We start from the raw sequence: 24,811 nt of genomic DNA, 5'->3' as shown, positions 1-24,811 counted from the left end.
GCACCCCGGTCGGCGCATCCCGGATGACCGCGGGCGAATCCGGATGACCGCGGGCGCATCCGGATGACCGCGGGCGCATGATGGAGGCATGGCCTCCCTCGTCCGCGGCATCCGGATCGCCGTCGCCCGGTTCTCCCGGACCCGCTTCTTCCGCCGCGTCGGTCCGAGGATCATGCCCCCGCTCGAACGGGCGACCCGGTTCCTGACCGGCGGACGGGTGCAGCTGAGCGGAGTGCTCGTGCCGTCGCTCGTGCTGCGCACGACCGGGGCGAAGTCCGGCCTCGCGCGCGAGACCGAGCTGATGTACGTGCCCGAACCGGGCGGGCGGATGCTCGTGACCGGGAGCAATTTCGCCGGCGCCGCGCACCCGGCCTGGAGCGCGAACCTGATCGCGCATCCGGATGCCGAAGTCGTCGTGCGCGGACGCCGCATCCCGGTGCGGGCGCACCTCGTCGACGACGACGAGCGCGAAGCCGTGTGGGCCTTCATCGAACGGCAGTGGCCGGGCTATCGCGGGTACGAGCGTGCTTCCGGCCGCACCCTCCGCATCTTCCGCCTCGACCCCCGCACGGGGGTGGGTGCCGGATAGTGTTGAGGCATGGCGGAGGACATGCACCAGGCCCGAACGCTCGATCCCGACCGGTTCGAGCAGCTGCGCGTCGACGCGGTGCGGCAGCTCGACCTCCTCGACACCCCGGGTGAGGAGCGCTTCGACCGCATCACCCGCATCGCGCGCGAGCTGTTCGGCGTGCCGGTGGCCGAGATCAACCTGCTCGACGAGACCCGCCAGTTCACCAAGTCGCCCCAGCTGCCCGGCGTCTCGACCGACAGTGACCGCTCGCAGTCGTTCTGCGACGTCACGATCCAGCGCCCCGAGGTGCTCGTGGTGCCCGATGCGACGAAGGACGACCGGTTCTCCTGGCGTTCGACGGTCACCGGTGAGCGTCACATCCGCTTCTACGCCGGCCGCCCGCTGAGCCTCGGCGACGATCTGCGGGTGGGCACCCTGTGCCTGGTCGACACCGCCCCGCGCGAGTTCACTGCCGACGAGTACCGCCTGCTCGAGGAGCTCGGGCAGTGGGTCGAGCGCGAGCTGCAGGACTCGGCCGACCGCGACCGCGCCGCCGAGGTGCAGCAGAGCCTGCTGCCCCGCGAGCAGCCGAGCCTGCCGGACTTCGAGGTGGCGGGGGTCTGCCTGCCCGCCAAGAACGTCGGCGGCGACTTCTACTCCTGGCGCGGCACCGAGTCGGGCATCGAACTGACGATCGCCGACGTGATGGGCAAGGGCACCGCCGGCGCGATCATGGCGGCCACGGTGCGCGCGGCGTTCCTCTCCCGCTCCGGTGCCGACGTGGTCGAGGCGGTGCGCGACGTCAACGACCAGCTGGCGCGCGACCTGGGGGAGACCGGGTCGTTCGCGACGCTCTTCCACGGGATCATCGACACCGGGTCGGGCACCCTGGACTACGCCGACGCCGGGCACGGACTCACGGTGATCGTGCGCCCCGACGGCTCGTTCGAGCGGCTCGAGGCGACGGGCCTGCCGATCGGCCTGGTCGCCGACGGGCTGTGGACCGCGGGCCGCGTCGAGCTCGCACCGGGCGACCGGCTGATCACCTTCACCGACGGCCTGCTCGACCTGTTCGACGGCACCCTCGACTGCATCGCCGACATCGCCGCGATCGTGGCCGCGGCCGACGGGTCGCAGGATGCGGTGGCCCGGGTCGCGCAGCTGACCGCCGACGCCTCGGCCGACGACGACGTGACCGTGGTCGTGGTCACCCGGCAGACGACCGCCTGAGTCGCGGTCGGCCGCCCGCCTGTCAGCCGGCTCGCTCTGTCAGCCGGCTCAGGCAGTCAGTCGGCCGACGCCTCGCGGGCGCGCGAGATGGACCAGACGTTCCGCTCGTCGACCCGCTCGTAGCGGAGGTCGTCGACCAGGGCCTGGATCAGGGCGATGCCGCGCCCGGACTCGGACAGCTCGTCCGGCATCTCCCGGTTCATCAGCACGATGCCGCCCGCGTCGGCCGTGTCGGCCAGCGAGGCCGAGAGGCCGTTCTCGTCGGCCGTGACCGAGAGCACGCAGGTCACGCCGCCCTCGCCCGAGGCGTGCTGGATGACGTTGGCGGCCAGCTCGATCAGCGCGGTCTCGAACGCCATCCGGTCGAGCTCGCTCACGCCGGGGTTCGCCGACCAGACCGACTCCAGGAACTCGTGCACCGCATCCACGTCGTCGGGCGGCGAGGAGAAGACCAGGCTCGTGCGTTCCTCAGTCACGGGTGGCCTCCTCGATCGTGGCGTACGGGGTGAGGATCTTGTCGACGTTCGAGAGCTTCAGCACCATCGTGACCTGGGTCGACGGGGCGACGATGCGCAGGTCGCCGTCTTTCTCGCGGGCCGACTTCAGGCAGCTGATCAGGGCGCCGAGGCCCGAGGAGTCCATGAACGGCACCCGGCTCAGGTCGACCACGATCCGGGTGCGGCCGCCGTCGATCGTGCGCTTCACGATCTCGCGCAGCGGCTGAGCCGAGACCATGTTGAGCCGGCCGTCGCCGCGGATGACGGCGACGTCGTCGCCGATCGATTCCGTCGTGAACTCCATGTGATGGATACCCCCTAGAACTAAGCTGATGCCAGGCTATCGAAGGGAGACGACGTGCCGGATCCGGAACGCGCCATCGCGCGCATCATCCAGACCTATCCGAACGTGAAGGTCGTGCTCAGCGACAGCGTCTTCAACGACTCGTACTTCCACACCGCCGGCACCGACGGCGGCACCCTCTACATCAACGCCGAGCTCACCGAGCTCGTCGCCCGCCAGCCAGGGTGGACGGGCACGATCATCACCAGCGAGGCTCTGCCCGACTCGTGAACCTGCCCAACGCGATCTCCTTCGGCCGACTGCTGATCCTGACACCGCTGTTCGTGGTGGTGCTCCTGGAGTTCCGCAGTCCGCTGCTCGGGCTCGTGGTGCTGATCGTGCTGGGCGCGACCGACTGGGCCGACGGGTTCATCGCGCGCCGCTTCGGGCTGGTCACCGAGCTCGGCAAGAAGCTCGACCCGATCGCCGACCGGGTGAGCCAGTTCGTGGTGTGCGCGACGCTCGTGCTCGCGGGCATCGTGCCGCTCTGGATGGCGCTCGTGCTGCTGGTCGCCGACCTGGTGCTCGGGATCACCATCCTGGTGCGGAAGCCCGGCATCGTGACCGTGCGGTGGATCGGCCGGGTGCGCACGGTGCTGCTCATGGTCGGGTTCCCGCTGCTGCTGCTGGTCGCCTCGTTCTGGCCGGACGACGTGGTGCTGACCACGGCCGCGTTGACGGTGGTGGGGGCTGGATGCGTGCTGCACGCGATCGCGAACCTCGAGTACACGGTGGTCACCCTGCGCGGGCCGCGCCGCGAGGTGCGGGTCTGAGCTGTCTGCGGGTCTGAGCGGGGTGCGGGTCTGAGCGCGGTGCCGGTCTCAGCTGTGCGCGGGACTGAAGGGACCGTGGCGGCGACTCAGGCAGGGTAGGCGAGTGCGTCCGCTCGCGCGAAGCGGCACCAGACGCGGCGGCCCTCGGCGAGGTCGAGCGCCGCGGGGTCGAGGGCGGCCAGGTCGCCCGGGGCGAGGTCGGCCGCGAGGTGGGTCGTGCGGATCCGGACGACGTCGCCGCGCTGCTCGAGGTCGAGCACGTGACCCTCGATCACCGTGACCCCCTCCTCGGCCGGGGGCGGGGTGAGCGTGACGGTGACGCGGGAGGGGCGGACCGCGAGGGCGGCACGACGGCCGGGCTCCAGCGGGGCGTCGGCCAGGGCGAGCAGGCGGGAGCCGTCCGCGTCGCCGACGAGCTCGATCGCGACGGGGCGCCCGTCGCCGATTCCGGTGCCCAGGCCCGCGTCCGCAGCGGGAGCGGGGGTCGCGACCGTGCCCAGGAGCAGGTTGAGGCCCGCGAGCCCCGCGGTGAAGGGCCGGGTCGGCCGGTCGAGCACCGTGCGGGTAGGGCCGGCGTCGACGATCCGGCCGCCGTCCATCACGACCACCCGGTCGGCCAGGGTGAAGGCGTCGAGGATGTCGTGGGTGACGATGATGGCCGTGCGGCCCTCGAGCACGCGGCGGAGCGTACGGCGCAGCGCCGGGGCGACGGTGGCGTCGAGGGCGGCCATCGGTTCGTCCAGCAGCAGCAGGCGGGGCTCGGAGGCGAGCGCGCGCGCGACGGCGACCCGCTGCGCCTGGCCGCCCGACAGCTCGGTGGGCCGTCGCCCGGCGAGCCCGGTGGCGTCGACCTCGTCGAGCCAGGCGAGCGCGACGGCGTCGGAGTCGCGACGGCGACGGGAGCGCGGGCCGAAGGCGACGTTCTCGAGCGCGGTGAGGTGGGGGAAGAGCAGGGCCTCCTGGGCGAGCAGCGAGACCCCGCGGCGGTGCGGCGGCAGCACCGTGCCGCGACCGGGGCCGGCAGGCACGTCGAAGAGCACTGTTCCGTCGAGCTCGGCGCGCCCTGAGTCCGGGCGGAGGAGACCGGCGAGCAGCCCGAGCAGCGTCGACTTGCCGGCGCCGTTCGGGCCGAGCACGGCGAGGGTCTCGCCCTCGGCGACCGAGAGTTCGACGTCGAAGCCGCGGTCGCGCATCCCGGCCCGGAATTCGAGGCTCATGACCGGCCCTTCGTGACCGACGCCCGGCGGTCGTCGCCGCGGCTTGGCTCGTCCGGCGCATCCGGATCGCCCGGCCCGCCCGATCCGCTCGGCCCGCCGGGAGCATCCGGACTGCCGGGGTCGCCCAGTTCGCCCGGCGCGAGCCGCGCGGCACGGCGCAGCGGCGAGCTCTCGCCGGCCTGGTGGGCGACGGCCACCACGAGCACCGCCACGACGACGAGCACGAGCGACAGGGCGACCGCGGCATCCGGATCGGTCTCGCGCTGCAGGTAGATCTCGAGCGGGAGGGTGCGGGTCACGCCCTGGAGGCTGCCGGCGAAGGTGAGCGTCGCGCCGAACTCGCCGAGGGCGCGGGCGAAGGAGAGCACGGCGCCGGAGACGAGCGCGGGGAGCACGAGGGGGAGGGTGATCCGGCGGAGCACCGTGCTGGGCGCGGCTCCGAGGGTCGCGCCGACCGCCTCGTACCGCGTGCCGACGGTGCGGAGCGCCCCCTCGAGGCTCAGCACCAGGAAGGGAAGGGCGACGAAGGTCTGGGCCAGCACGACCGCGGTGGTGGAGAACGCGATCTCGATGCCGAAGGCCTCGAAAGTGTCCCCGAGCAGGCCCCGGCGGCCGAAGGTCGAGAGCAGGGCGAGACCTCCCACCACCGGGGGGAGCACCAGCGGCAGCAGCACGAGCGAGCGCAGCACCTTCTGGCCCCAGAACCGCGTGCGGGCGAGCACCAGGGCCATCGGCACCCCGAGCACGATGCAGAGCGCCGTCGCGGCGAGCGAGGTGCGCAGGCTGAGGCCGAGGGCGGCGAGCGAGGAGTCGGAGGTGATCAGGGGCACGAACTGCGCCCAGTCGACCCGGAGCACCACGCCCGCCAGCGGCAGCACGACGAAAGCGGCGCCGACGCCGGCGACGACGATCAGCCATCGGGGGAGTGAGCGGTACGGCACCTCGGCCCCTTTCGGTGATCGGTCTGCGTGGTCAGGTGGAGTGGTCGGGTGGGATGCCGGCCCCGGGCGCCGGCTCTGGTGTTCGGGCCCCGGTCGCCGGCTCTGCGTGGCCGGCTTCGCGTGCCCGGGTCGGAGCGCCCGGGTCGGTGTGCCCGGGTCGGTGCGCCCGGGCCGGTGCGCTCGGGTCGGTCAGGGGCTGCCGAACCCGGCGGCGCCGAGCACCGAGCGGCCGGTGGGGCCGGCGACGAAGTCGACGAAGGCCTGCGCGAGAGCGGCCCGGCCGACGGTCGCCGCGTCGCTCGACCCGCCGCTCGATCCGCCGCTCGACCCGCCGGCGCCGGATCCGCTGCCGCCGACCACCGCGATCGGGTAGGTGTTGACCGCGCCCGAGGATTCGGGGAACGGGACGCCCTGCACCGCGGCACCGGCGGAGGTGACGTCGGTGACGTAGACCAGTCCGGCATCCGCTTCGCCGCTCGTGACCTTGCCGAGCACGTCGGTGACCGAGGACTCCTCGCTGACGGCGGGGACGTCGACCCCGGTCGACTGCTCGATCGCCGCGGTGGCCGTGCCGCACGGCACCTGCGGGGCGCAGACGACGACCTTGGTCGAGGGATTGGCGAGGTCGGCGAACGACGCGACGCCGGCCGGGTTGCCCGGCGGCACCGCGATCTCGAGAACGTTCGTCGCGAAGTCGACCGGAGCGGCCGGATCGATCAGGCCGGCGCCGGTGAGCTTGGCCATGTTCTTCTCGTCGGCCGAGGCGAAGACGTCGGCGGGCGCGCCCTCGGTGATCTGGGTCACCAGGTCGCTCGAGCCGGCGAAGGAGAGCTCGATGTCGGTTCCGGGGTTCTCGGCCTCGAACCGGCTCGCGAGCTCGGTGAAGGTGCCCTTGAGGGATGCCGCCGCGAACACGGTGATCGAGCCCTCGAGCGTCGGCGTGCTCGGGGTGGGCGTCGCGGTGGTGGCGCCCGTTCCGGCCGCCGCGTCGGTCGGCGCGGCCGAGCCGCCGGAACCGCCCGCGCAGCCCGCGAGCGCCAGGGCGATCGTGAGGGAGGCGAGGCCGGTGGCCACGCGCGACGCGATCCGGGGGGAGCGGCCGGCAATCATCCGGCCGGCCGTCATCCGGCCGGTCATGCGTCACCCCGAGGCGTCTCGACCAGCACGGTCGTGGCCTTGACGACGGCGATCGCGACGGATCCGAGCTCGAGCCCGAGTTCGCGCACCGCCTCGCTGGACATCAGGGAGACCACCCGGTGCGGGCCGCACTGCAGCTCGACCTGGGCCATCACCGTATCCTCGATGATCTCGGTGACGAGCCCGACGAAGCGGTTGCGGGCGCTCCGGCCGATCTCGCTCGGGTCGACGGGGAGCACCGCGTTCTTGCGCGCCAGCCGGGCGAGGTCGAGGCCGTCGACCACGGTGCGGCCCGCGTCGTCCTTCTCGCTCGCGATCATCCCGGCCTCGACCCACCGCCGCACGGTGTCGTCGCTCACCCCGAGGAAGACGGCGGCATCCTTTATCCGTATCTGCGTCACGACAGTCAGCCTAGGGCCGAATCTGCGGAGTCACTGCGACAGAACGCGCATCTGTCCCCGCCCGCCCGCGCCGGTACGATGGGTCTGCACGGGGTGCGAGCGAGGGGAGGCGGGATGACGATCGATCCATCCGCCTCTCGCGACCGGGGCCGGATCTCCTCGGCAGACGCCTCCGCGACCGGCTCCTCCGCGGCCGATCCCTCCGCGACCGGCACTTCCGCGGCCGCCACATCCGCCGGCCGCCTGTCGTCGCGCTTCGTGGTCGCCGCGACGAGCGTGGCCGCCGTCACCGGGTTCGGCGTCGCTCTCGGCGAGGTGCTCATTCGCCAGGGCTGGCTGACCGACGACGGGCGGGTCGTCGTGCTCGACGCCGCCGTGAGCGGCTTCGTGGTGGCGGTCGTCTTCGCCGTCGCCGGGGTGGTGACCTGGGCGCTGGTCGGGCGGGCGAGGATGCCGCGGTCGCCGGGCGTCTCCGGTCTCGCGATCGGAGTCGCGGTCGCGGTTCTCGGCTCGGCCGTCGGGCTGCTGGTGATGGCGGTGCAGCCGACCCTCTGGCCGCACTGGCCGCTCGCCCTCGTGCCCGTCGTGTTCTCCGGGGCGGCCGCCGCTCTGGTGGCGGCGCGGGAGCTCGCCGGAATCGGCGCATCCGGATTGCGACAGTCGTCGTGACCGGCGCCGACCACCGGCTGGCATACTCGATCCATGGAGGGCGCAGCACGCGCTGACGGCGCGGACGACCGGGGTACGGCCGCCGTCGTCGAGCCCGCCGGCGCCCCTGTCTCACCGGTGCGCTTCGCCCTCGAGGGCGGGCTCGCGACGATGCTCGCGAGCATCCTCACCACCCAGACCGTTCTCGTCGTGCTGAGCTGGCCCGACCTCAGCTTCTGGATGTTCGCCGCCCTGACGAGCATGATCGTCGGCGCCGCCCTCGGCCTCACCGCGGTCGCCGGGGGGCTGATCGCCTGGTACGCCGGGCTGCGGTCGCGGGAGATCCGGCGGGCCTCGATCGGCGTCGGGCTCGCCATGGCGCTCGCCGCCACCGCGGTCGCCGCGATCGTCACCGTGCAGAGCCCGGAGGCGCTGCGGTGGTTGTGGTGGACGGTGCCGGGCGCCGCCGCCGTGGGCGGGGCCTTCTCGGCGCACGCCCTGCGGCGCGATCACGTCGGGTGAACCGCGGCGGCTGCCTCCCGGGTCAGGGGAGGTGGCCAGCTTGCCGCCCGGGTCAGGGATGGGACCAGCTCGCCTCCCGGGTCAGGGGAGGAGCACCAGCTTGCCGCCCGGGTGCTGACCCGCCAACACCCCCAGCGCCTCGCGCGCCTCGGCGAGCGGGAAGGTGCGGGCGATCGGGATGACCAGCTCGCCGCGGCCGGCCGCGTCGATCAACCGCTGCCGTGCCCCGTCGCGGAAGACCTTGCTCGCGGGCATCGCCCCCGCGATCACACGGAAACCCTCCTGCCGCTCGGCGGCCCGCGCCATGGCGGCGATGGTGACGATGCGGGTGCGGTCGGCGACCAGGGCGAGCGAGACGTCGATCGCCTCGTCGGTGCCGACGGCGTCGAGCGCCGCGTCGACGCCCTCCGGTGCCAGAGCGCGCACCCGCTCCTCGAGGCCGGGACCGTAGGCCACGGGCACGCCGCCGTAGCGCCTGACCAGGTCGGCGTTCTCGTCGGCGCAGGTGCCGATCACCCGGGCGCCGATCGAGGCGGCGAGCTGCAGCACGGCGACCCCGACCGAACCGGATGCACCGTGCAGCAGCACGAGGTCGCCGGCCCGCACGCGGGTGACGTCGAGCATCTCGGCAGCCGTGGTCGAGACCAGGAGCAGGCTCGCGGCCTCCTCGAACGACAGAGAGGCCGGTTTCGCGAACACGTCGGCCGCCGGCACGGTGCGCTCGGTGGCGTAGCCGCCCGAGATCCGGAACGCGAGCACCTCGTCGCCGACCGCCACCGCGCCCGACCCGATCCGGGTCTCCGGGCCCACCGCGGTCACCACGCCGGCGCACTCGTAGCCGATCGGGATGGGGAGGAGCGAGCGGTCGGTGCCGCTCGCGACGTGCTTGAAGTCGGCCGGGTTCATCCCCGCCGCACGGATGCCGATGGTCACCTCGCCGGGCCCCGGCGCCGGTACGTCGACCCGCGCCGGGCGGAACACGTCGAGTCCGCCGAAATCGTCTGCCACCCACATCGTCGCCATGCACGCCAGCCTACGAGGGCCGGTGGCGGATCGTTCCGGCGCGTGAGACCGTGGAGCCATGTTCGGCGAATTCTCCCCCTCCCACCTGCTCGTGCTGCTGCTGACCCTCGCCTCCGTGGCGCTCTGGCTCGCGGCGCTGGTGAGCATCGCTCGGTCGCCGCGGCTGACGACCGCGGAGCGGGTGATCTGGATCGTGGTGGTGGTGATCATCCCGCTGATCGGGGCGATCGGCTGGTTCGCCTTCGGCCGTCCGCGGCCCGGCACCAGCACCTGAGGCCGGCGGCGCCACCGCGCGGCGGAGCCACCGCGCGGCGGAGCCACCGCGCGGCGGCGTAACCCCACGGCGGCGGCCACGGCCAGCGCCCACGGGCAGCGAGAAGGGCCGGACACCAAAGCGGTGTCCAGCCCTTCCGTTCGTGCGACGACTCAGCCGATCGGGGTGGGATCGGTCGGGCTCGGCGGCACCGGCAGCGAGCCGTGGATCTGGTTCTGCGCCTGGCACTGGCTGGTGCAGTTCGTGGCACCCTGCGAGAGCTCGATGGCGTCCTCGCCGAGCACGCCGCCCAGCCGGCCGCCGGAGGTGACGAGCCACTTGGTGACGGTGCCGGTCTGCAGGGTCTTGGTCGCCACCTGGGGGCTGTCCTTGCCGAGCAGCATCTGGTGGTAGCCCACCGGGTCGACCGACGCGCTCACGGCGTCGACGCCCGAACCGAAGTTGATCTTGCCGGTGTACTGGTTGACGAAGTAGAACAGGCCAGGGCCGAGCGTGTGCACGAGCTCGACCGAGCCGGCGAACTCGGGCTCCATCTGGAAGATGCCGCCCTGGGCGCCGTCCTTCGCCTGGATCTTCAGCTTGCCGCCCGCGGCGTTGAAGATGATGACGAGGGTGTCGTCCTTGATCTCCAGCTGCTTGATCGTGACCTTGCCGAGCTGGGCGGCCGAGAGCGTGGGCACCTTGGAGGCGAAGACCACCGTCGGCGAGGTGACCATGCGCAGCGCATCCGGAGCCCCGGTGAGGGTGTAGTCGTAGACGCCGAGCGTCGAGGGATCGATGCGGAAGGTGTTGTTGACCCCCGTGACCGAGATGGAGCCGGAGACCGCCAGGTCTTTCAGCTTCACGTCCTTGCCGGGCGCGGGGTTGTAGGTGGTGCCGTTCACGGTGACGGCGTAGTCGCCGCCGTTCGCGGAGGGCTTGGCGGAGGCGGGCGCGGCCACGGCGACGGCGCCGGCCAAAGCAAGGGCGGTCACGGCGACCGCGGTGCGGGCGAACCGGCCGAAGCGGGAGGAGTGGGACATCAGAGGCCTTCCGGAAGAGGAGGAGACGGGAGTCTGCGCGTCGTGCAGGAATTCATCGTCTCCGCTGGATGCCCCGGGGTCGATACGACGTTGGTACTAGTACCCGTTCTCCCGCGCCCAGAGGGCCGCGCTGGTGCGGTCGTTGACGCCGATGCGGCGGAACACGCTGCCGAGGTGCACCTTGACCGTGCGCTCGGCGATGCCGAGCTCGGTGGCGATCTGCTTGTTCGCCAGGCCCCGGGCCACCAGCCGCAGCACCTCGGCCTCGCGGCCGCGCACCGGGCCGTCGGCCGGGAAGCCCGGTTCGTCTCCCGCGGTCCCAGCGGGGTAGCCGGCGCCGGGCGGGAAGGCGCTGGGCGGGAAGAGGTCGCGCGTCACCCGCGGGTCGATCGGCGCGTGCCCCGCGGCGACCGCGCGCACGCCGGCCGCGATCTCGGCGGGCTCGGCATCCTTCAGCAGGTAGCCGGCCGCGCCGGCGGCGAGGGCCTCGCGCAGCCGGGCGGCGTCGCGGGAGCTGGTCAGGATGACCACCGAGACCTCCGGATGCGCGTCCCGCACCCGCCGGGTCGCCTCGATTCCGTCGACGCCCGGCATCGACAGGTCCATCAGCAGCAGGTCGGGCCGGGTGGCTCCGACCAGCGCGGTCGCCTCGCTCCCGTCGGCGGCCTCGCCGACCACCTCGACGTCGTCGAGGTCGCGGAGCAGGGCGATCAGGCCGGTGCGGACGAGGGGATGGTCGTCGACCAACGCGACCCGGATCATCCGCGGCCCCCGCTGTCGCCCCCGCCGCGGTGCCGGCGCGGCGCGCTCGTGAGCTCGGGTGCGAGTTCGAGGCGCCAGTGGGTGCCGGCGCCGGGTGCCGAGCTCACGGCGAGGCGGGCGCCCGCGCTCTCGGCGGCCTCGACGAGCAGCGGGATGCCGAGGTGACCGCTGGCGGGCCGGGCGAGCGCGGCGGGGTCGAAACCGCGCCCGTCGTCGACGATGTCGAGCGCGACGCCGGTGGCCGGGGCCCCGGGGCCGGAGGGGGCGTCGGGGCCGGTCGGGGCGTCGGGGCCGGCCGGGGCGCCGGCGGACGCTGCGCCGATCGTCACCGTCACCGAGCGGGCCGCAGCGTGCCGCACGGTGTTGGCCAGGCACTCCCGCGCCACGCGGAAGAGCAGTCGAGCCTGATCCGGGCCGAGCGCATCCGGGGCGAGGCGGTTCACCACCTCGACCTGCAGCCCTCGTGCCCGCACGGCGGTGGCCAGGTCGTCGAGCGCGACGTCGAGCCCGGCCGCCGCGAGGCTCGGCGGGTAGACGTCGACCAGCAGCGAACGCAGGCCGCCCACGCTGCCGCGCACGGCGGTCGCCGCGGTGTCGAGCTGCTGCGCGAGCGCTCCGTCTCCGGTGCGGCGGGCGCTCGAGGCTCCCGCGCTCAGGGCGAGGGCGCTGGCCGTCAGATCCTGGATGGCGCCGTCGTGCAGGCGGGCCGCGATCCGTCGCCGCTCGTTCGACGAGGCCTCCAGCGCGTGCTGGAGCAGGGCCTCGCGCTGCGCCCGCACGTCGCGGAGGTAGACCAGGAGGCGGCGCCCGATCGGCAGCAGCAGCAGGATCAGCGCGAGCACGCTGCCGGAGGCGAGCAGCGAGAACGCCGCCCACAGCGCGCCCGAGCGCTCGCTGACCTGGTCGTAGCGGAAGTAGGCCTCGAACAGCACCGAGCGACCGGAGGGGGTGCGCACCGCGTGGTAGGCCTCGAGCAGGTCGCCCTGACCGGTCTCGAACCGGTTCTCCGGGGCCGACAGGTCGGAGACCTCGGCGTCGACGCCGCCACCCTCGAGGATCTCGCGCTCCTCCTCGTCGAGCCCGAAGGTCTCGCCGATCAGTCGCGGCTCGTCGGAGTAGACGATGGTCCCGGCCGCATCCCAGATCTTGACCCGCACGACGGAGGTGCCGAGCACCCGGCTCCGCACCAGCTCGTCGAGGGCGGCCCGCGCGGCCGGATCGCCGTCGAGCAGACCGTCGCTCAGGGCGGGTTCGACGATCACGTCGCCCAGCAGCTCGGCGGTGCGGGCCGCCTCGCCCGCCGCCTCGGTCTCGGCGATCTGCCGGGCGATCACGATCCCGACCGCCAGCACGACGAGCACCACGAGGGAGGCGGCCACGATCAGGCCGGCGATCAGGCCGCGGCGGGTCGGCGGGAGACCGGAACCGCCTGCGCCGGCACCACCGGCGCCTGCCCCCGCGCGGGCGCCTGAGCCTGATCGACGGTCGCCGACCGACGTCGTCAGCTCGACGAACGGAGCGGTCGGGCCCGGGTCGTCTGTGTCGCGGGTGGTCTGCATCCCTCTCCACCCTACGAGCCCGTCACGCCACCCGCGACCGCACGCGGGCACGCGAAAGGGCCGGGCACCGTGGGGTGCCCGGCCCTTCAGGGTCGATCTGCCAGAGCGTCGTTCTGCTCGAGCGACGTTCTGCTAGAGCGACTACGCGGCCTGTGCGAACTCGAACGCGTCGGTCGCGGCCGGCGACGCCGTCAGCCGACCGTCGGCCGCGTCGAGCACGACGGCTCCGCCGTCGACCAGCGCGCCCGAGACCAGCAGGTCGGCGATCGCGTCGTCGACGTTGCGCTGGATCACGCGGCGGAGCGGGCGAGCACCGTACTCGGGCTCGTAGCCGTTCCCGGCCATCCAGTCGATCGCCGCATCCGTCACCGTCAGCTCGATCTCGTGGGCGGCCAGCCGGGCGCGGGTGGCTCCCAGCAGCAGCGACACGATCTCGCGCAGCTGCTCCTTCTCGAGCTTGCGGAACAGCACGATCTCGTCGATCCGGTTGAGGAACTCCGGCCGCATTGCCTCGCGGAGCTTGCCCATCACGCGGTCGCGCAGAGCCTTGTCCGAGCCGAAGCCGTTGCCGTCCGACCCGTCGGCCGCCCGGGCCACGAAGCCCATCGCACCCGACCGCGAGGCCAGGAACTCCGAACCGAGGTTCGAGGTCATGATGATCACCGTGTTGCGGAAGTCGACCGTGCGGCCCTGGCCGTCGGTCAGGCGACCGTCGTCCAGCACCTGCAGCAGCAGGTTGAACACGTCCGGGTGCGCCTTCTCGATCTCGTCGAACAGCACCACCGAGTAGGGGTTGCGACGCACGCGCTCGGTCAGCTGGCCGGCCTCGTCGTAACCGACGTATCCGGGAGGGGCGCCGACCAGGCGGGAGACCGTGTGGCGCTCGCCGAACTCCGACATGTCGAAGCGCAGCATGCTCCCGGAGGAGCCGAACAGCGACTCCGCCAGCGACTTGGCCAGCTCGGTCTTGCCCACGCCCGTCGGGCCGAGGAAGAGGAACGAGCCGATCGGCCGGTTCGCGTCGCCCATGCCCGTGCGGTTGCGGCGCACGGCCTTGGCGACCACGGTGACCGCGTCGTCCTGTCCGATCACGCGCTCGTGCAGCTCGCCCTCCAGGGCGGCCAGGCGCTCGCGGTCGACCTCGCCGATGCGAGAGACCGGGATGCCGGTCGAACGCGAGATCACGGCTGCGATCTCGGCCTCGTCGACCACGGCATCCAGATCGATGCCGCCCGTGGCGCGCTCGGCGGCAACCCGGCGGTTCACCGAGGTGGCCTCGGCGAGCTGCTGCTGGATCTCCTCGATCTCGTCACGGATGCGCGACGCCTCCTCGTAGTGCTCGGCCGAGACGGCGGCGTTCTTCGCGCCCTCGAGGGCGGCGAGATCGGCCTGCAGCGACGAGATGTCGACCACTGCGGGGATCTTGCCGAGCGAGAGGCGCAGGCGTGCACCGGCCTGGTCGATCAGGTCGATCGCCTTGTCGGGCAGGAAGCGGTCGCTGACGTAGCGCGCCGAGAGCTCGACGGCCGCCGTGATGGCGGCGTCGGTGTAGCTCACGCCGTGGTGCTCCTCGTAGGCGGGGCGGAGGCCCTGCAGGATGAGCACCGCGTCGTCGATCGAGGGCTCGCCCACGGTCACCGGCGAGAAGCGGCGCTCCAGCGCCGGGTCCTTCTCGATGCCGCGGTACTCCTTGACGGTCGTGGCGCCCAGCAGGTGCAGGTCGCCGCGGGCCAGGCGGGGCTTCAGGATGTTGCCGGCATCCATCCCGCCCTCGCCGGAGCCGCCGGCCCCGACCACGGTGTGGATCTCGTCGATGAACACGATCAGCTCGTCCTTGTGGGCCGAGATCTCGTCCATCAGCGTGGTGAGACGCTCCTCGAAGTCGCCGCGGAACTTGGTCCCGGCCAGCATCGCGGGCAGGTCGAGGGCCACGACGCGCTTGTCGCGCAGCTGCTCGGGCACACCGCCGTCGACGATCGCCTGGGCGATGCCGTCGACGATCGCGGTCTTGCCGACGCCGGCCTCGCCGACCAGCACCGGGTTGTTCTTGGTGCGGCGGGAGAGGATCTCGATGGTCTGCTCGATCTCGTCGAGCCGGCCGATCACCGGGTCGAGCTCGCCCTGGCGGGCGCGCTCGGTGAGGTCGGTGCCGAAGCGGTCGAGCGTGGGGGTGTCGGACTCGGCGCCGTCGCCCTGGCCGGGCTGACCGGCTTGGCCCGCCTGCGCGCCGTAGCCGTTCGACGGGTCGCCGGCACTGCCGTCGGGGCCCGCGCCGAGGTTCTGGCGCATGCCCTCCTGCAGGGCGTCGGGGGTGACGCCCGCCTGGGCCAGCACCTGGCCGGCGGGGGAGTCCTGGTTGATCACGAGCGCGAAGAACAGGTGCTCGGGGTCGATGTAGGTCGAACCGGATGCGCGGGCCACCTGGTAGGCGTGGAACAGCGCGCGCTGGGCCGACTGGGTGAGAGCGGGCTGCTCGACCTGGTCGTGGCTCTCGGCGGGAAGCCGGAGCTCGGCGGCGCGGGCGATCGCCCGCGGGTCGGCGCCGACACGGCGGATGGCGTCGGCGGCGGGATCCTGGGGCGCGATGGTGCGCAGGATGTGCAGGGCGTCGAGCTCACGGTGGCCGTGCTCGATCGCGTAGCGGCCGGCCTGAGCGAGGAGCTCCTGGGTGCGGCGGCTGATCAGCTTGCTGAGGTCGATGGAGCGCCCGGCTCGTGCCGCACGCTGCTCGCCCTCGAGGTACCGGGCGAGGAACTCGTCGAACGAGTTGCTGCCGGCGTCGTTGTTGACTCCCTCGGGAGTGACGTTCTCGGGCACGAAACCTCCTGGTTTGAAAAACTTGAGTGCCTTACGCTCAAGTTCAACGCCAGGGCCCCGAACTTATTCCCGCCGCTCGGAGATCGCCGCCCCTGAGGCGACGGGTGTCGTGGAACCGATCGGGGGTACCGGACACTAGGGGGTATGGGGACTGATCCACACAACGACGAGACCGACTGGCCGTCGGCTCGAGCGGGGGATTCCGACGCGTTCGCGCGCGTCTGGGACCGGCATCGCGACGACGTGTTCGCGCAGGTGCTGACCGCGGTGACGGATGCGCGCGAGGCCGAGGACGTGACCGCGATGGTCTTCCTCGAGGCCTGGCACCGACGGTCGAGCGTGAAGCTCGTCGACGGGTCGCTCGGCGGCTGGCTCGGCGGATCGGTGCGGGGGGTCGTGCGGCAGCGCGGGAAGCTCGCCGCGCGCTACGCGCCGTTGCTCGCCCGCATCACCGAGCCCCACGATTCTTCTCCGCACATCGAACCCGACCCGAAGCGGGACCTCGATTCCGTCGCACCGCCGGCCCCCGGCCCCGGCATCGCCGACACACCCGATCTCAACGCCGGAGGTGCCCGATGAACGACCAGCCCCGATTCGACGAGTCGCGAAGTGCGGCCATCCGCAGCATGCTCGTGTCCACCGTCGCCGACGCGCCGCGGCGCGACCACAAGCGGCACCTCCGCATCGCGGTCATCTCGGTGATCGCCGCGCTCGCCGCCGGCATCGGCTCGGCCGGTGTCGCCGTGGCCCTCACCGGCACCGACCTGTTCGGGGCCCCGGCCCCGGCGCCCGTCGTCACCGAGACGGCGGTCGCGGCCCCCTCGCCGGTCGCGACGCCGAAGCCCACCGCGCCGGCGCCGACGGCCAGCCCCCACCCCCTCGTCGTCACCGGCGACCCCATCGCCCCCCACGACGTGCTCACCCAGCCCGCGAGCACCCCGCAGTGGTCGCTGACGCTCCCGGGCATCGGTGACATGTGCGAGTACCCGAGCGTGGTCAACGTCTCCGACGGCTACGCGCTCGTGCAGACCGGGCCTACCAGGCCACCGGAGGACTCCGCCTACGACTGCGACCTCGACGAGAGCCGCTACTCGCTGACCTTGATCGACACCAGTACCGGCACCGCGATCTGGAGCCGGGACTGGACCTGGGCGTTCGATTACAACGCTCAGACCACCGCGACCCTGCTCGGTACCTCGGGTCGGGTGATGGTGCGGGATCTCTATACGAACAACGGCCCGACGGCGGGGCCCAGCGAGGTGCTCGATCTTGCAACGGGAACCACGCTCGGCACCATCTCGACGCCGGCCGGCATGGAAATCGATCGGCTCGACCCGGTGCCCGGCGTCTCCGGTGACGTCTCGTTCGTCGCGCGGCAGCTCGACCCGGCGGGCGAGCCCACGACGAACTGGGTCGTCATGCGGTCCGACCCGCGCGATCTCAGCAGCCCCCTCTGGTCGGTGCCGCTTCAGGGTGAGCGTGTGACGGCCGCGGCGATCGAGAACGACAGCTCGATCCTCCAGGTGAATCGGACCATCGACAGTCGCCACAGTGCGCTCGACGTCTTCGATGTGGACACCGGGGCGGTGATGGTCTCCGATGCCACCGGCCGACGCTACTTCTACTACGAGGGATTCACGCTGCGGGGCTCCGACATGCTCGACGGCGACGTCTTCCGGTCCGTCGCGGGGATCGACGACGCCGGCAATGAGATCTGGAATCGCACTCTGGACTCCGGCTACCGCATCGCGCCCGTGAACCGCGTCGGCGCCGACCCGAATTCGAGCTTCCCACTCGTCTCCGACGTGCTCTTGGTCGGACCCGGGACACAACTCGAACTCATCGACGGTCGGACGGGAGCGACCAGGTGGAAGGCCGATGGTTCCGCGTGCGCGACCACCAGCACGACGTCGGGCACTTTCGTGTCGACCTCGTCGTTCTTCGCGACGTCCGACGGGCTGGTCGTCTCGTACGACGACGACTCCGGACGGTGCGGTTTCGACCAGGCCACGGGCTCGTCGGTCGATGTCAGCACGCGCGTCAGTCCGTGGAAGGGTGCGCGCGGTCTGCAGCTCTCCTACCAGCTCACCGGCGGCATGGGCACCGGCGGGCTGTGGAGCTACAAGGGCCAGAAGCCCGTCGACGTCGACTCGGCGCCGAAGGGCACCGGCACCGCTGTCGACGCGGCGACCGGGGCGCCCCTCTGGAGCATCCCGATCGCCTACGACGAGCGCTGGGAGTTCGCGGGCGGCTACCTCATCGGCTTCTCGAACGGGAAGGTGTTCGGGATCGCCTGAACGCCGCCGCTCAGGCTCAGTACTTGTAGGACTGACCGCCGTCGATCGGCACGACCGCCGCGTTGACGTAGCTCGCGTCGTCGCTGAGCAGGAACGCCACGACCGCCGCGATCTCCGGCGCCTCGCCGTACCGCTTGGTGGGGTTGGCCTGGATGAACTGCTCCGCGGCGGCACGCGGGTTCTCGGCGTCGAGCTGCTTCATCGAGTTCTCGACCATCGGGGTCCAGATGGCGCCGGGGGCGATCGCGTTGACGCGGATGCCGAACTGGCCGTACTCCACGGCCGAGTTGCGGGTGAGGCCGACGACGCCGTGCTTGGCGGCCGCGTAGCCCGACTGGTTGCCGATGCCGCGGATGCCGCCCACGCTGGCGGTGTTCACGACCATGCCCGAGCCCTGCTCGTGCATGACCTTCAGCACCTTCTCCAGGCCGAGGAACACGCCGCGGAGGTTGATCGCGACGACCTTGTCGAACTCGGCGGCGGTGAAGTCCTCGGTGAGGTTCTGGCGGCCCTCGATGCCGGCGTTGTTGAAGAAGCCGTCGATGCGGCCGAAACGGGAGACGGTCTCGGCGACGTAGCGGTCGACATCCTCCTCCTTCGAGACGTCGGCGACGAGGGTGAGGATCTCGGCGTCGGGCGTGACGGCGGTCACGGCCTCGACGGTGGCGGTGAGGCCGGCCTCGGAGACGTCGACTAGGGAGAGCTTCGCGCCCTCGGAGGCGAGACGCACGGCGGTGGCGCGGCCGAGGCCGGACCCTCCGCCGGTGATGAGGACGACGCGGTCGGTGAAGCGCTTCACTGGGGGGCCTTTCGAGCGGGCCCGTCTGGATGGCGGGCGATCACCTCCGAGCATACGCCTGTAGTTAAAGGTATTTCCCGCGACGACTCACCCGACCGCCTGAGCCCCGATCACCGCGAGCAACCGCAGCTTCTCGTGGCTCTCGCTGCCCGGCACCGCCGTGTACACGAGCAGCGAGTGCGAGCTCTCCGGGTCGATCAGCCGCTGACAGGTCAGTTCGAGCTCGCCGACCTCCGGGTGCCTGAGGTGCTTCACCTCGCCGGGCCTGAGTCCCACCTCGAGCAGGCCCCACACCTCGCAGAACTCCTCGCTCCGCGCCTGCAGCTGCTCGGCGAGCTCGGCGGCCCGCGAACCCGGGCCGCGCACCGCGGCGATCTCCCGGAGCCCCGAGGCGAACAGCCGCGAGAGGTACCGGTGATCGGAGGGCGCGTAGCGCTCGCGCACGGCCGGGTCGGTGAACCAGCGGTAGCCGAGGCTCCGCTCGGGCCCGGTGTACGCGGTCAGATCGCCGGTGAGCGCGACGCCGAGCCGGGTCTGCCGCAGCGTCTCGCCGAGCTCGGTCACGATCTCGGCGGGGGTGTCCTCCAGCCGGTCGAGGATGCGCAGCAGACCGGGGGAGACGTGCGTCCCGAGAGCGCCCCGCGCCGGTGGCTGGTGCCCGGCGAGGTGGAAGAGGTGGTCGCGCTCGTCGAGCGAGAGGTGCAGCCCCTGCGCGATCGACGCGATCATCTGCTCCGAGGGCTGCGGGCCGCGCTCCCGCTCGAGCCGGGAATAGTAGTCGGCCGACATGTGACACAGCGCCGCGACCTCCTCGCGACGGAGCCCGGACGTGCGCCGGCGCGCCCCGCGGGGCAGCCCGACGTCCTCCGGCTGCAGCGATTCGCGCCGGCGGCGGAGGAACTCGGCGAGACCGGTCCGGTCGATGTCCATGTCGTGCTCCTTCTGCTCGTCCCTTTCTAGCGCGTGCGGCCGCCCGCATCCACGGATCGCCGATCCGAGGATGAACAGGCCCTGACTCCCCGCGGCGTGCGGCGGCAGAGTGGGCGTGACGACAAGGAGTCCCCATGCCACGGTCCATCGACCTCCCCCTTCCCGATCTCGGCGCCACCCGCGCCCTGGTGACCGGCGCCAGCGACGGCATCGGCCTCGGCATCGCCACCCGCCTCGCGGCCGCCGGCGCCGAGCTGCTGCTGCCGGTGCGCAACCAGGCCAAGGGCGAGGCGGCGCTCGCCGCCATCCGGCGCCAGACACCGGATGCGCGGGTGCGGCTGCTGACGCTCGACCTGTCCTCGCTCGCATCGGTCGCGGCTCTCGGGGAGACACTCCGGGCCGAGGGCGCGCCCATCCACCTGCTGATCGGCAACGCCGGGGTGATGACCCCGCCCACCCGCCAGACCACCGCCGACGGCTTCGAGCTGCAGTTCGGCACGAACCACCTCGGCCACGTCGCCCTGGTCGCGGGCCTCCTGCCCCTGCTGCGAGCCGGCCACGCGCGGGTGACCTCGCAGATCAGCGTGGCCGCGAACCAGGGGAGCATCAACTGGGACGACCCGAACTGGGAGCGCGCGTACAGCGGGGTGCGCGCCTACAGCCAGTCGAAGATCGCCTTCGGTCTGTTCGGTCTCGAGCTCGACCGGCGCTCCCGCGCGAACGGGTGGGGCATCACCAGCAACCTCTCCCACCCCGGGGTGGCACCGACCAGCCTGCTCTCGGCCCGACCCGAACTGGGGCGGAGCGAGGACGCCGCGGGCCGCCGGTTCATCGGCGCGCTGTCCCGACGGGGCATCCTGCTCGGCACCGCGGAGACCGCCGGCCTGCCCGCGCTCGTCGCCGCGACCGACCCCGACGGCGCCGGCCGCTTCTACGGCCCCTCCGGCCTCGGCCACCTCGGCGGGGCGCCCGGGCGGCAGAAGCCCTACTCGCGGCTGCGGGATGCCGGCCAGGCCGCGCGCAGCTGGCGGCTCTCGGAGGCCCTGACGGGAGTGCGCTTCCCCGAGGCCTAGAGGCCCGCCCCGCCCTGGAATCGAGACGCCGACCGGCCTGGCCCGGTCGGCGTCGCCGTGTTAACCCCTTGTTACAAATCGTCAAACCCGACAGAATTCAAGTCACTTGCGTCATATGATGACATTTCAATCCACAATGTGAGAATAACGAGTCCGATGGGGGCACGACATGGCGGTTGATCCGGTCGACCAGGCGTTCCGCGAAGCGGTGTCCGACCTCACCCCTTCGATCGATGGCATCGTCGATTTCATCACCACGCATCCCGAGCTCGCGCACCAGGAGGTCGAGAGCTCGGCCTTCCTCGTCGCCCGCCTCCGGGCCGCCGGCTACGAGGTCACCGAGGGTGTCGCCGGCATGCCGACCGCCTTCCGGGCCGAGCTCGACTCCGGCCGCCCCGGCAACACGGTGGGCGTCGTCGCCGTCTACGACGCCCCGGCCTCGATCACCGCCGAGGGGCTCGTCGACCCGATCCACTCCTGCGGCCATGGCCCTCAGGCCGGCGGGGTCGTCGGCGCGGCCCTCGCGCTGGCCGCCGTGCGCGACCGGCTGGCGGGGAAGGTCGTGATCGTCGGTTGCCCGGCCGACGAGATCCACTCGCCCCTCACCCGATCGCTCGGCAGCGGCAAGGCGCTCACCGCGGCGCGCGGGGTCTGGGACGACATCGACGTCGCGCTGTACCTGCATCCGGAGTTCATCGACACCGTCTGGCCCACCTCGCTGTTCATGCGCCGGGAGACGGCCAAGGTCGTCGGCATCCGCACCCTGCGCCGCGACGTGGTCTGCACCCCGCTGGTCGCCCTCGCGAACGTCTCCCGCATCGCCGAGGAGCTCGACCCGTCGACCCTGATCGTCGAGTCGGTCACGGTCGACGGCGACGTCGAGGAGTCGGCGGGGATGACCTTCGAGGCGAGCTACCTGCTCTTCGCCGACACCCTGGCGAACCTCGACGCCCTCACCGCCCGCGTGCACGAGCTGCAGGGCGACGCCGAGTGGACGCGGTCGGCCGAGATCGCCGAGGTGCGCCCGGATGCCGGCATCACGGCCCTCGTCGGCGACGCCTTCGCCGCGGCAGGCCGCGAGTTCATCGCCGACCCGCCGCCGCTCGGCTTCGCCACCGACTTCGGCAACGTCACCCAGGTGGTGCGCTCGGCGATCGTCGGCGTCGGCCGCGCGGAGGGCTGGCGGTACCACACCGAGCCGGGCGCCGAGGAGTTCGCGGGCCCCGCCGGCAAGGAGAACGCCCGGGCGACCGCGGAGGTCATCGGCCTCTCGGTCATTCGGATCGGCGGGGCCGCCCTCTAGCCGGCGGACGACCTCCGGAACCCCAGCACCCCGCACCACACCCCATCAGCCTCACCAGTCAGAACGACAGACAGGACCGACACATGACCGACAGCCGACCTCGCGCCGAGATCTCGGGCGGTGGCTTCGCAGGACTCACCGCCGCCAGTGCCCTCGCTCAGAAGGGGTGGAAGGTGCGCGTGCACGAACGTGCCGCCGAGCTCCGCGCCGAGGGTGCGGGCATCGTGCTCTGGAACAACAGCCTCCAGGTGCTCGACAAGATCGGTGCCACGCCCGACCTGCAGGCGCGGTCGATGACCCCGCCGGCCTACGAGACCCGGATGAACAACGTCATCCAGTCGCAGGAGACGCTCGACGGCATCCGCTGGCGCACGATGACGCGCCCGCACCTGCACGACACGCTGCTCACCGCGGCGCGCGAATCCGGCGTCGAGATCATCGCGAACTCCGAGGTCACCGGCGCCACGCCGGACGGCACGGTCACCTTCGCCGACGGCAGCTCGGCCGAGGCCGACCTCGTGATCGGCGCCGACGGCGTGGGCTCGGCCGTGCGCGACTCGCTCGGCATCCCGATGAAGCGCGAGCGCTCGCGCGACGGCATCACCCGCTTCCTCGTGCCGCGCCGGAAGGCGGAGCTGCAGGCGCTCGAGCCCGACACCGAGTGGGACAACGTGATCGACTTCTGGAACCTCGACCCCCGCGTGCTCCGCGTGCTCTACACGCCGGCCAACGACGAGGAGCTGTACATCGCGCTGATGTCGCCCTCCGCCGACGCCGACGGCTCGCGCGTGCCGATCGATCTCGAGCTGTGGACCTCCGTCTTCCCCCAGCTCGCCCCGGTGCTTCAGGATGCAGCGGGCATCCAGGGCCGCTACTACGGCTACCAGACGACCCGCCTCGAGCACTGGACCGACGGCCACGTCGCCGTCATCGGCGACTCGGCCCACGCGATGTGCCCTGCGCTCGCCCAGGGCGCCGGCACCGCGATGCAGAACGCGTGGACCCTGGCCGTCGCCGCGACCGCCGCGCTCGACGCGGGGGAGGACCTGCCCGCCGCGCTCCGCGAGTGGGAGCGCCTGGAGCGCCCCTACACCGACCTCGCGCAGGACAAGTCCCAGTGGTACGCCGACACCCGCGAGATGGCCAAGGGCAACCAGTTCACCGGCGACAGCGTCACGACCGCCCTCTACAACCCGACCGACCCCAAGCGACACGAGGTACACGCAGCATGAGCATCGACTCCATCTACAAGGTCCGCGCCTGGCACTCCTTCGTGCAGGAGACCGTGCACGAGCTCGGCCCCGCGCCCGAGCAGCCGCTGGTGAAGGCCGCGGTCGCCGTGGTGTTCGAGAACCCGTTCGCCGGCCGCTGGGTCGACGACCTCTCGCCGCTCACCGACGCCAGCGCCTCCCTCGGCACCGAGCTCGGCGAGCGCGCCGCGGCCCTGCTCGGCGGCCGCCCGGTCGAGAGCTACGGCAAGGGCGGCATGGTCGGGCTGAACGGCGAGCAGGAGCACATCGTGGCCTGCGTCACCACGGTCTTCGGCGACGCCCTGCGCGCCGCGGTCGGCGGCGGCGAGGCCTGGATCTCCTCGGCCACGAAGGTCGCCCCGGCGGGGGCCTCGATCGATCTGCCCCTGGCGTACAAGGATGAGGTGTACGTGCGGTCGCACTACGACGCGATCACGCTCGCCCTTCCGGATGCACCGCGGCCCGACGAGATCGTCATCATCGCCGCGGTGGCGACCGGCGGGCGGGTGAACGCCCGCGTGGGCGGGATGACCGTCGCCGACGTGATCGCCCGCACGAACGCCTGACCCGACCCGACCCGACCCGACCCGACCCGACCTGACACCGTCCTATATAAGAGGGAGCACCCGTGACCTACTCGCACACCCAGTACTTCGAAGACGCGTCCATCGCGAGCATCCTGGCCGACGTGGCGCGGGCGCACCGCATCCTCGAGCTGGAGGGCCACGGCGACATGTCGATGGGCCACCTCTCGTTCCGCGACCCGTTCGGCCGCGGACTGTGGCTCAAGCGCGGCAACCTCGCCCTCAGCGAGGTCGAGGGCGACGACTTCATCCTGATCGACTTCGACGGCGCCGTGCTGGAGGGCAGCGGCCTGCGTCACCTCGAGTGGCCGCTGCACGCCGAGATCATGAAGGCGCGCCCCGACGTCAACTTCGTCGGCCACTCGCACGCGCACTACTCCACGGTGCTCGGCGCCTCGGAGGAGACGCTGAAGCCCTACAACAACCACGGTGTCTGGTTCGCCTACGAGGGCGTCCCGCGCTTCGCCGAGACCAGCCACATCATCACCACGGTGCCCCTGGGCGTCGCGGCGGCGAAGGCGCTCGGCGACGCGCAGGCGCTGCTGCTGGCCAACCACGGCGTCGCGTTCGTCGGCAGCACGGTGGCCGAGGTCACCCTGACCGGCATCTTCCTCGAGAAGGCGGCGCGGTTCCAGGTCGACCTCAAGGCCTCCGGCTTCCCGCCGATCGAGCCCGACGCGCTCGAGACGAAGGAGAAGTTCGACCGCATCTACCCGCCGAAGGCCCAGCACAACTTCTGGACCTACTTCAACCGCCGGCTCGACCGGGTCGAGAACGCCTTCGGCCTGGGCATCTCGCCTATCGCCCTCCCGCCGGGCATCTAGACCACCGCTTCCAC

General features: G+C 72.3%; 27 protein-coding genes. 14 read left to right on the top strand and 13 right to left on the bottom strand.

Annotated elements, in window-relative coordinates; all coding sequences use genetic code 11:
* Positions 1 to 88: 88 nt before the first annotated feature.
* Both AC59HU_RS03790 and AC59HU_RS03785 read left to right on the top strand, forming a co-directional pair.
* A complete protein-coding gene (locus tag AC59HU_RS03790) occupies positions 89 to 589 on the top strand; it encodes a nitroreductase family deazaflavin-dependent oxidoreductase (RefSeq protein WP_497222001.1) in 501 nt (166 codons plus the stop codon).
* Between the two features lie 9 nt (positions 590 to 598).
* On the top strand, positions 599 to 1,801 hold the full coding sequence (locus tag AC59HU_RS03785; protein ID WP_497222000.1) for a PP2C family protein-serine/threonine phosphatase: 1,203 nt from the start codon (positions 599 to 601) through the stop codon (positions 1,799 to 1,801).
* 56 nt (positions 1,802 to 1,857) lie between these two features.
* On the opposite strand, the gene AC59HU_RS03780 is transcribed toward AC59HU_RS03785, so the two are convergent.
* Positions 1,858 to 2,277 carry an ATP-binding protein gene (locus AC59HU_RS03780; RefSeq protein WP_497221999.1) on the bottom strand — a complete coding sequence of 140 codons (420 nt, stop codon included), beginning with the start codon at positions 2,275 to 2,277 and terminating at the stop codon, positions 1,858 to 1,860.
* Positions 2,270 to 2,602 carry an STAS domain-containing protein gene (locus tag AC59HU_RS03775; protein ID WP_497221998.1) on the bottom strand — a complete coding sequence of 111 codons (333 nt, stop codon included), beginning with the start codon at positions 2,600 to 2,602 and terminating at the stop codon, positions 2,270 to 2,272. Before AC59HU_RS03775 ends, AC59HU_RS03780 begins: the two co-directional genes overlap by 8 nt.
* Before the next feature lie 54 nt (positions 2,603 to 2,656).
* Here AC59HU_RS03775 and AC59HU_RS03770 point away from each other — a divergent pair, with 54 nt between their 5' ends.
* Positions 2,657 to 2,872, top strand: coding sequence for a hypothetical protein (locus tag AC59HU_RS03770; RefSeq protein ID WP_497221997.1), 216 nt, complete (start codon positions 2,657 to 2,659; stop codon positions 2,870 to 2,872).
* Positions 2,869 to 3,414, top strand: a complete 546-nt coding sequence (locus AC59HU_RS03765) for a CDP-alcohol phosphatidyltransferase family protein (protein ID WP_497221996.1) — start codon at positions 2,869 to 2,871, stop codon at positions 3,412 to 3,414. The genes AC59HU_RS03770 and AC59HU_RS03765 overlap by 4 nt, the downstream gene beginning before the upstream one ends.
* A gap of 86 nt (positions 3,415 to 3,500) precedes the next feature.
* On the opposite strand, the gene AC59HU_RS03760 is transcribed toward AC59HU_RS03765, so the two are convergent.
* The 4 genes from AC59HU_RS03760 to AC59HU_RS03745 form a co-directional block, all read right to left on the bottom strand.
* A complete protein-coding gene (locus tag AC59HU_RS03760; RefSeq protein ID WP_497221995.1) occupies positions 3,501 to 4,631 on the bottom strand; it encodes a sulfate/molybdate ABC transporter ATP-binding protein in 1,131 nt (376 codons plus the stop codon).
* A complete protein-coding gene (locus AC59HU_RS03755; RefSeq protein WP_497221994.1) occupies positions 4,628 to 5,572 on the bottom strand; it encodes an ABC transporter permease in 945 nt (314 codons plus the stop codon). Before AC59HU_RS03755 ends, AC59HU_RS03760 begins: the two co-directional genes overlap by 4 nt.
* A gap of 189 nt (positions 5,573 to 5,761) precedes the next feature.
* Complete coding sequence (modA, locus tag AC59HU_RS03750) at positions 5,762 to 6,709, bottom strand: molybdate ABC transporter substrate-binding protein (protein ID WP_497221993.1); 948 nt, start codon at positions 6,707 to 6,709, stop codon at positions 5,762 to 5,764.
* Positions 6,706 to 7,110, bottom strand: a complete 405-nt coding sequence (locus tag AC59HU_RS03745; RefSeq protein ID WP_497221992.1) for a TOBE domain-containing protein — start codon at positions 7,108 to 7,110, stop codon at positions 6,706 to 6,708. Before AC59HU_RS03745 ends, modA begins: the two co-directional genes overlap by 4 nt.
* Before the next feature lie 114 nt (positions 7,111 to 7,224).
* Here AC59HU_RS03745 and AC59HU_RS03740 point away from each other — a divergent pair, with 114 nt between their 5' ends.
* Both AC59HU_RS03740 and AC59HU_RS03735 read left to right on the top strand, forming a co-directional pair.
* On the top strand, positions 7,225 to 7,779 hold the full coding sequence (locus AC59HU_RS03740) for a hypothetical protein (protein WP_497221991.1): 555 nt from the start codon (positions 7,225 to 7,227) through the stop codon (positions 7,777 to 7,779).
* Between the two features lie 33 nt (positions 7,780 to 7,812).
* Positions 7,813 to 8,280: a hypothetical protein gene (locus AC59HU_RS03735; RefSeq protein ID WP_497221990.1), complete on the top strand. Its 468-nt coding sequence runs from the start codon at positions 7,813 to 7,815 to the stop codon at positions 8,278 to 8,280.
* Between the two features lie 81 nt (positions 8,281 to 8,361).
* On the opposite strand, the gene AC59HU_RS03730 is transcribed toward AC59HU_RS03735, so the two are convergent.
* Entirely contained in the window at positions 8,362 to 9,303 is a 942-nt protein-coding gene (locus AC59HU_RS03730) for a quinone oxidoreductase family protein (protein WP_497221989.1), read from the bottom strand.
* 58 nt (positions 9,304 to 9,361) lie between these two features.
* Between AC59HU_RS03730 and AC59HU_RS03725 the strand changes: the two genes are divergently transcribed.
* Entirely contained in the window at positions 9,362 to 9,577 is a 216-nt protein-coding gene (locus AC59HU_RS03725; protein WP_497221988.1) for a PLDc N-terminal domain-containing protein, read from the top strand.
* Between the two features lie 152 nt (positions 9,578 to 9,729).
* Here AC59HU_RS03725 and AC59HU_RS03720 read toward each other — a convergent pair whose 3' ends face one another.
* The 4 genes from AC59HU_RS03720 to AC59HU_RS03705 all read right to left on the bottom strand — a co-directional run bounded on the left by AC59HU_RS03720 (position 9,730) and on the right by AC59HU_RS03705 (position 15,737).
* Positions 9,730 to 10,599 (bottom strand): hypothetical protein, encoded by an 870-nt coding sequence (locus tag AC59HU_RS03720; RefSeq protein WP_497221987.1) that lies wholly within the window; start codon positions 10,597 to 10,599, stop codon positions 9,730 to 9,732.
* A gap of 96 nt (positions 10,600 to 10,695) precedes the next feature.
* Complete coding sequence (locus AC59HU_RS03715; RefSeq protein ID WP_497221986.1) at positions 10,696 to 11,361, bottom strand: response regulator transcription factor; 666 nt, start codon at positions 11,359 to 11,361, stop codon at positions 10,696 to 10,698.
* Positions 11,358 to 12,920, bottom strand: coding sequence for a sensor histidine kinase (locus AC59HU_RS03710; RefSeq protein WP_497221985.1), 1,563 nt, complete (start codon positions 12,918 to 12,920; stop codon positions 11,358 to 11,360). The genes AC59HU_RS03715 and AC59HU_RS03710 overlap by 4 nt, the downstream gene beginning before the upstream one ends.
* 141 nt (positions 12,921 to 13,061) lie before the next feature.
* Positions 13,062 to 15,737 carry an ATP-dependent Clp protease ATP-binding subunit gene (locus AC59HU_RS03705; protein WP_497221984.1) on the bottom strand — a complete coding sequence of 892 codons (2,676 nt, stop codon included), beginning with the start codon at positions 15,735 to 15,737 and terminating at the stop codon, positions 13,062 to 13,064.
* A gap of 144 nt (positions 15,738 to 15,881) precedes the next feature.
* Here AC59HU_RS03705 and AC59HU_RS03700 point away from each other — a divergent pair, with 144 nt between their 5' ends.
* Positions 15,882 to 16,316 carry an RNA polymerase sigma factor gene (locus AC59HU_RS03700; RefSeq protein WP_497221983.1) on the top strand — a complete coding sequence of 145 codons (435 nt, stop codon included), beginning with the start codon at positions 15,882 to 15,884 and terminating at the stop codon, positions 16,314 to 16,316.
* Positions 16,313 to 18,034, top strand: a complete 1,722-nt coding sequence (locus tag AC59HU_RS03695) for an outer membrane protein assembly factor BamB family protein (protein WP_497221982.1) — start codon at positions 16,313 to 16,315, stop codon at positions 18,032 to 18,034. The genes AC59HU_RS03700 and AC59HU_RS03695 overlap by 4 nt, the downstream gene beginning before the upstream one ends.
* Before the next feature lie 16 nt (positions 18,035 to 18,050).
* Here AC59HU_RS03695 and AC59HU_RS03690 read toward each other — a convergent pair whose 3' ends face one another.
* Both AC59HU_RS03690 and AC59HU_RS03685 read right to left on the bottom strand, forming a co-directional pair.
* A complete protein-coding gene (locus AC59HU_RS03690) occupies positions 18,051 to 18,833 on the bottom strand; it encodes a glucose 1-dehydrogenase (RefSeq protein WP_497221981.1) in 783 nt (260 codons plus the stop codon).
* Between the two features lie 87 nt (positions 18,834 to 18,920).
* Positions 18,921 to 19,763: a helix-turn-helix transcriptional regulator gene (locus AC59HU_RS03685; RefSeq protein WP_497221980.1), complete on the bottom strand. Its 843-nt coding sequence runs from the start codon at positions 19,761 to 19,763 to the stop codon at positions 18,921 to 18,923.
* A 134-nt stretch (positions 19,764 to 19,897) separates the two neighbouring features.
* Between AC59HU_RS03685 and AC59HU_RS03680 the strand changes: the two genes are divergently transcribed.
* From AC59HU_RS03680 to AC59HU_RS03660, 5 genes are all read left to right on the top strand, one after another.
* Positions 19,898 to 20,836: an SDR family oxidoreductase gene (locus AC59HU_RS03680; RefSeq protein WP_497221979.1), complete on the top strand. Its 939-nt coding sequence runs from the start codon at positions 19,898 to 19,900 to the stop codon at positions 20,834 to 20,836.
* A 169-nt stretch (positions 20,837 to 21,005) separates the two neighbouring features.
* Entirely contained in the window at positions 21,006 to 22,139 is a 1,134-nt protein-coding gene (locus tag AC59HU_RS03675) for a M20/M25/M40 family metallo-hydrolase (RefSeq protein ID WP_497221978.1), read from the top strand.
* 83 nt (positions 22,140 to 22,222) lie between these two features.
* The gene (locus AC59HU_RS03670; protein WP_497221977.1) at positions 22,223 to 23,371 is read left to right on the top strand and encodes an FAD-dependent oxidoreductase; all 1,149 of its coding nucleotides are present in this window, start codon (positions 22,223 to 22,225) and stop codon (positions 23,369 to 23,371) included.
* A complete protein-coding gene (locus AC59HU_RS03665) occupies positions 23,368 to 23,955 on the top strand; it encodes an amino acid synthesis family protein (RefSeq protein ID WP_497221976.1) in 588 nt (195 codons plus the stop codon). The genes AC59HU_RS03670 and AC59HU_RS03665 overlap by 4 nt, the downstream gene beginning before the upstream one ends.
* Before the next feature lie 62 nt (positions 23,956 to 24,017).
* Positions 24,018 to 24,797 (top strand): class II aldolase/adducin family protein, encoded by a 780-nt coding sequence (locus tag AC59HU_RS03660; protein WP_497221975.1) that lies wholly within the window; start codon positions 24,018 to 24,020, stop codon positions 24,795 to 24,797.
* Positions 24,798 to 24,811 lie beyond the last annotated feature (14 nt).

This window comes from Herbiconiux sp. 320_LB (genome assembly GCF_059691755.1).
Note: the sequence above shows the minus strand (reverse complement) of the source record. Positions and strands in the feature narration are given on the sequence as shown.

Bases quoted from the DNA above. Each gene is read 5' to 3' on its own strand.
- AC59HU_RS03790 (WP_497222001.1), top strand. From the start codon at position 89: ATGGCCTCCCTCGTCCGCGGCATCCGGATCGCCGTCGCCCGGTTCTCC.
- AC59HU_RS03785 (WP_497222000.1), top strand. From the start codon at position 599: ATGGCGGAGGACATGCACCAGGCCCGAACGCTCGATCCCGACCGGTTC.
- AC59HU_RS03775 (WP_497221998.1), bottom strand. From the start codon at position 2,602: ATGGAGTTCACGACGGAATCGATCGGCGACGACGTCGCCGTCATCCGC.
- AC59HU_RS03760 (WP_497221995.1), bottom strand. From the start codon at position 4,631: ATGAGCCTCGAATTCCGGGCCGGGATGCGCGACCGCGGCTTCGACGTC.
- modA (WP_497221993.1), bottom strand. From the start codon at position 6,709: ATGACCGGCCGGATGACGGCCGGCCGGATGATTGCCGGCCGCTCCCCC.
- AC59HU_RS03740 (WP_497221991.1), top strand. From the start codon at position 7,225: ATGACGATCGATCCATCCGCCTCTCGCGACCGGGGCCGGATCTCCTCG.
- AC59HU_RS03735 (WP_497221990.1), top strand. From the start codon at position 7,813: ATGGAGGGCGCAGCACGCGCTGACGGCGCGGACGACCGGGGTACGGCC.
- AC59HU_RS03730 (WP_497221989.1), bottom strand. From the start codon at position 9,303: ATGGCGACGATGTGGGTGGCAGACGATTTCGGCGGACTCGACGTGTTC.
- AC59HU_RS03725 (WP_497221988.1), top strand. From the start codon at position 9,362: ATGTTCGGCGAATTCTCCCCCTCCCACCTGCTCGTGCTGCTGCTGACC.
- AC59HU_RS03720 (WP_497221987.1), bottom strand. From the start codon at position 10,599: ATGTCCCACTCCTCCCGCTTCGGCCGGTTCGCCCGCACCGCGGTCGCC.
- AC59HU_RS03715 (WP_497221986.1), bottom strand. From the start codon at position 11,361: ATGATCCGGGTCGCGTTGGTCGACGACCATCCCCTCGTCCGCACCGGC.
- AC59HU_RS03710 (WP_497221985.1), bottom strand. From the start codon at position 12,920: ATGCAGACCACCCGCGACACAGACGACCCGGGCCCGACCGCTCCGTTC.
- AC59HU_RS03700 (WP_497221983.1), top strand. From the start codon at position 15,882: ATGGGGACTGATCCACACAACGACGAGACCGACTGGCCGTCGGCTCGA.
- AC59HU_RS03695 (WP_497221982.1), top strand. From the start codon at position 16,313: ATGAACGACCAGCCCCGATTCGACGAGTCGCGAAGTGCGGCCATCCGC.
- AC59HU_RS03685 (WP_497221980.1), bottom strand. From the start codon at position 19,763: ATGGACATCGACCGGACCGGTCTCGCCGAGTTCCTCCGCCGCCGGCGC.
- AC59HU_RS03680 (WP_497221979.1), top strand. From the start codon at position 19,898: ATGCCACGGTCCATCGACCTCCCCCTTCCCGATCTCGGCGCCACCCGC.
- AC59HU_RS03675 (WP_497221978.1), top strand. From the start codon at position 21,006: ATGGCGGTTGATCCGGTCGACCAGGCGTTCCGCGAAGCGGTGTCCGAC.
- AC59HU_RS03670 (WP_497221977.1), top strand. From the start codon at position 22,223: ATGACCGACAGCCGACCTCGCGCCGAGATCTCGGGCGGTGGCTTCGCA.
- AC59HU_RS03665 (WP_497221976.1), top strand. From the start codon at position 23,368: ATGAGCATCGACTCCATCTACAAGGTCCGCGCCTGGCACTCCTTCGTG.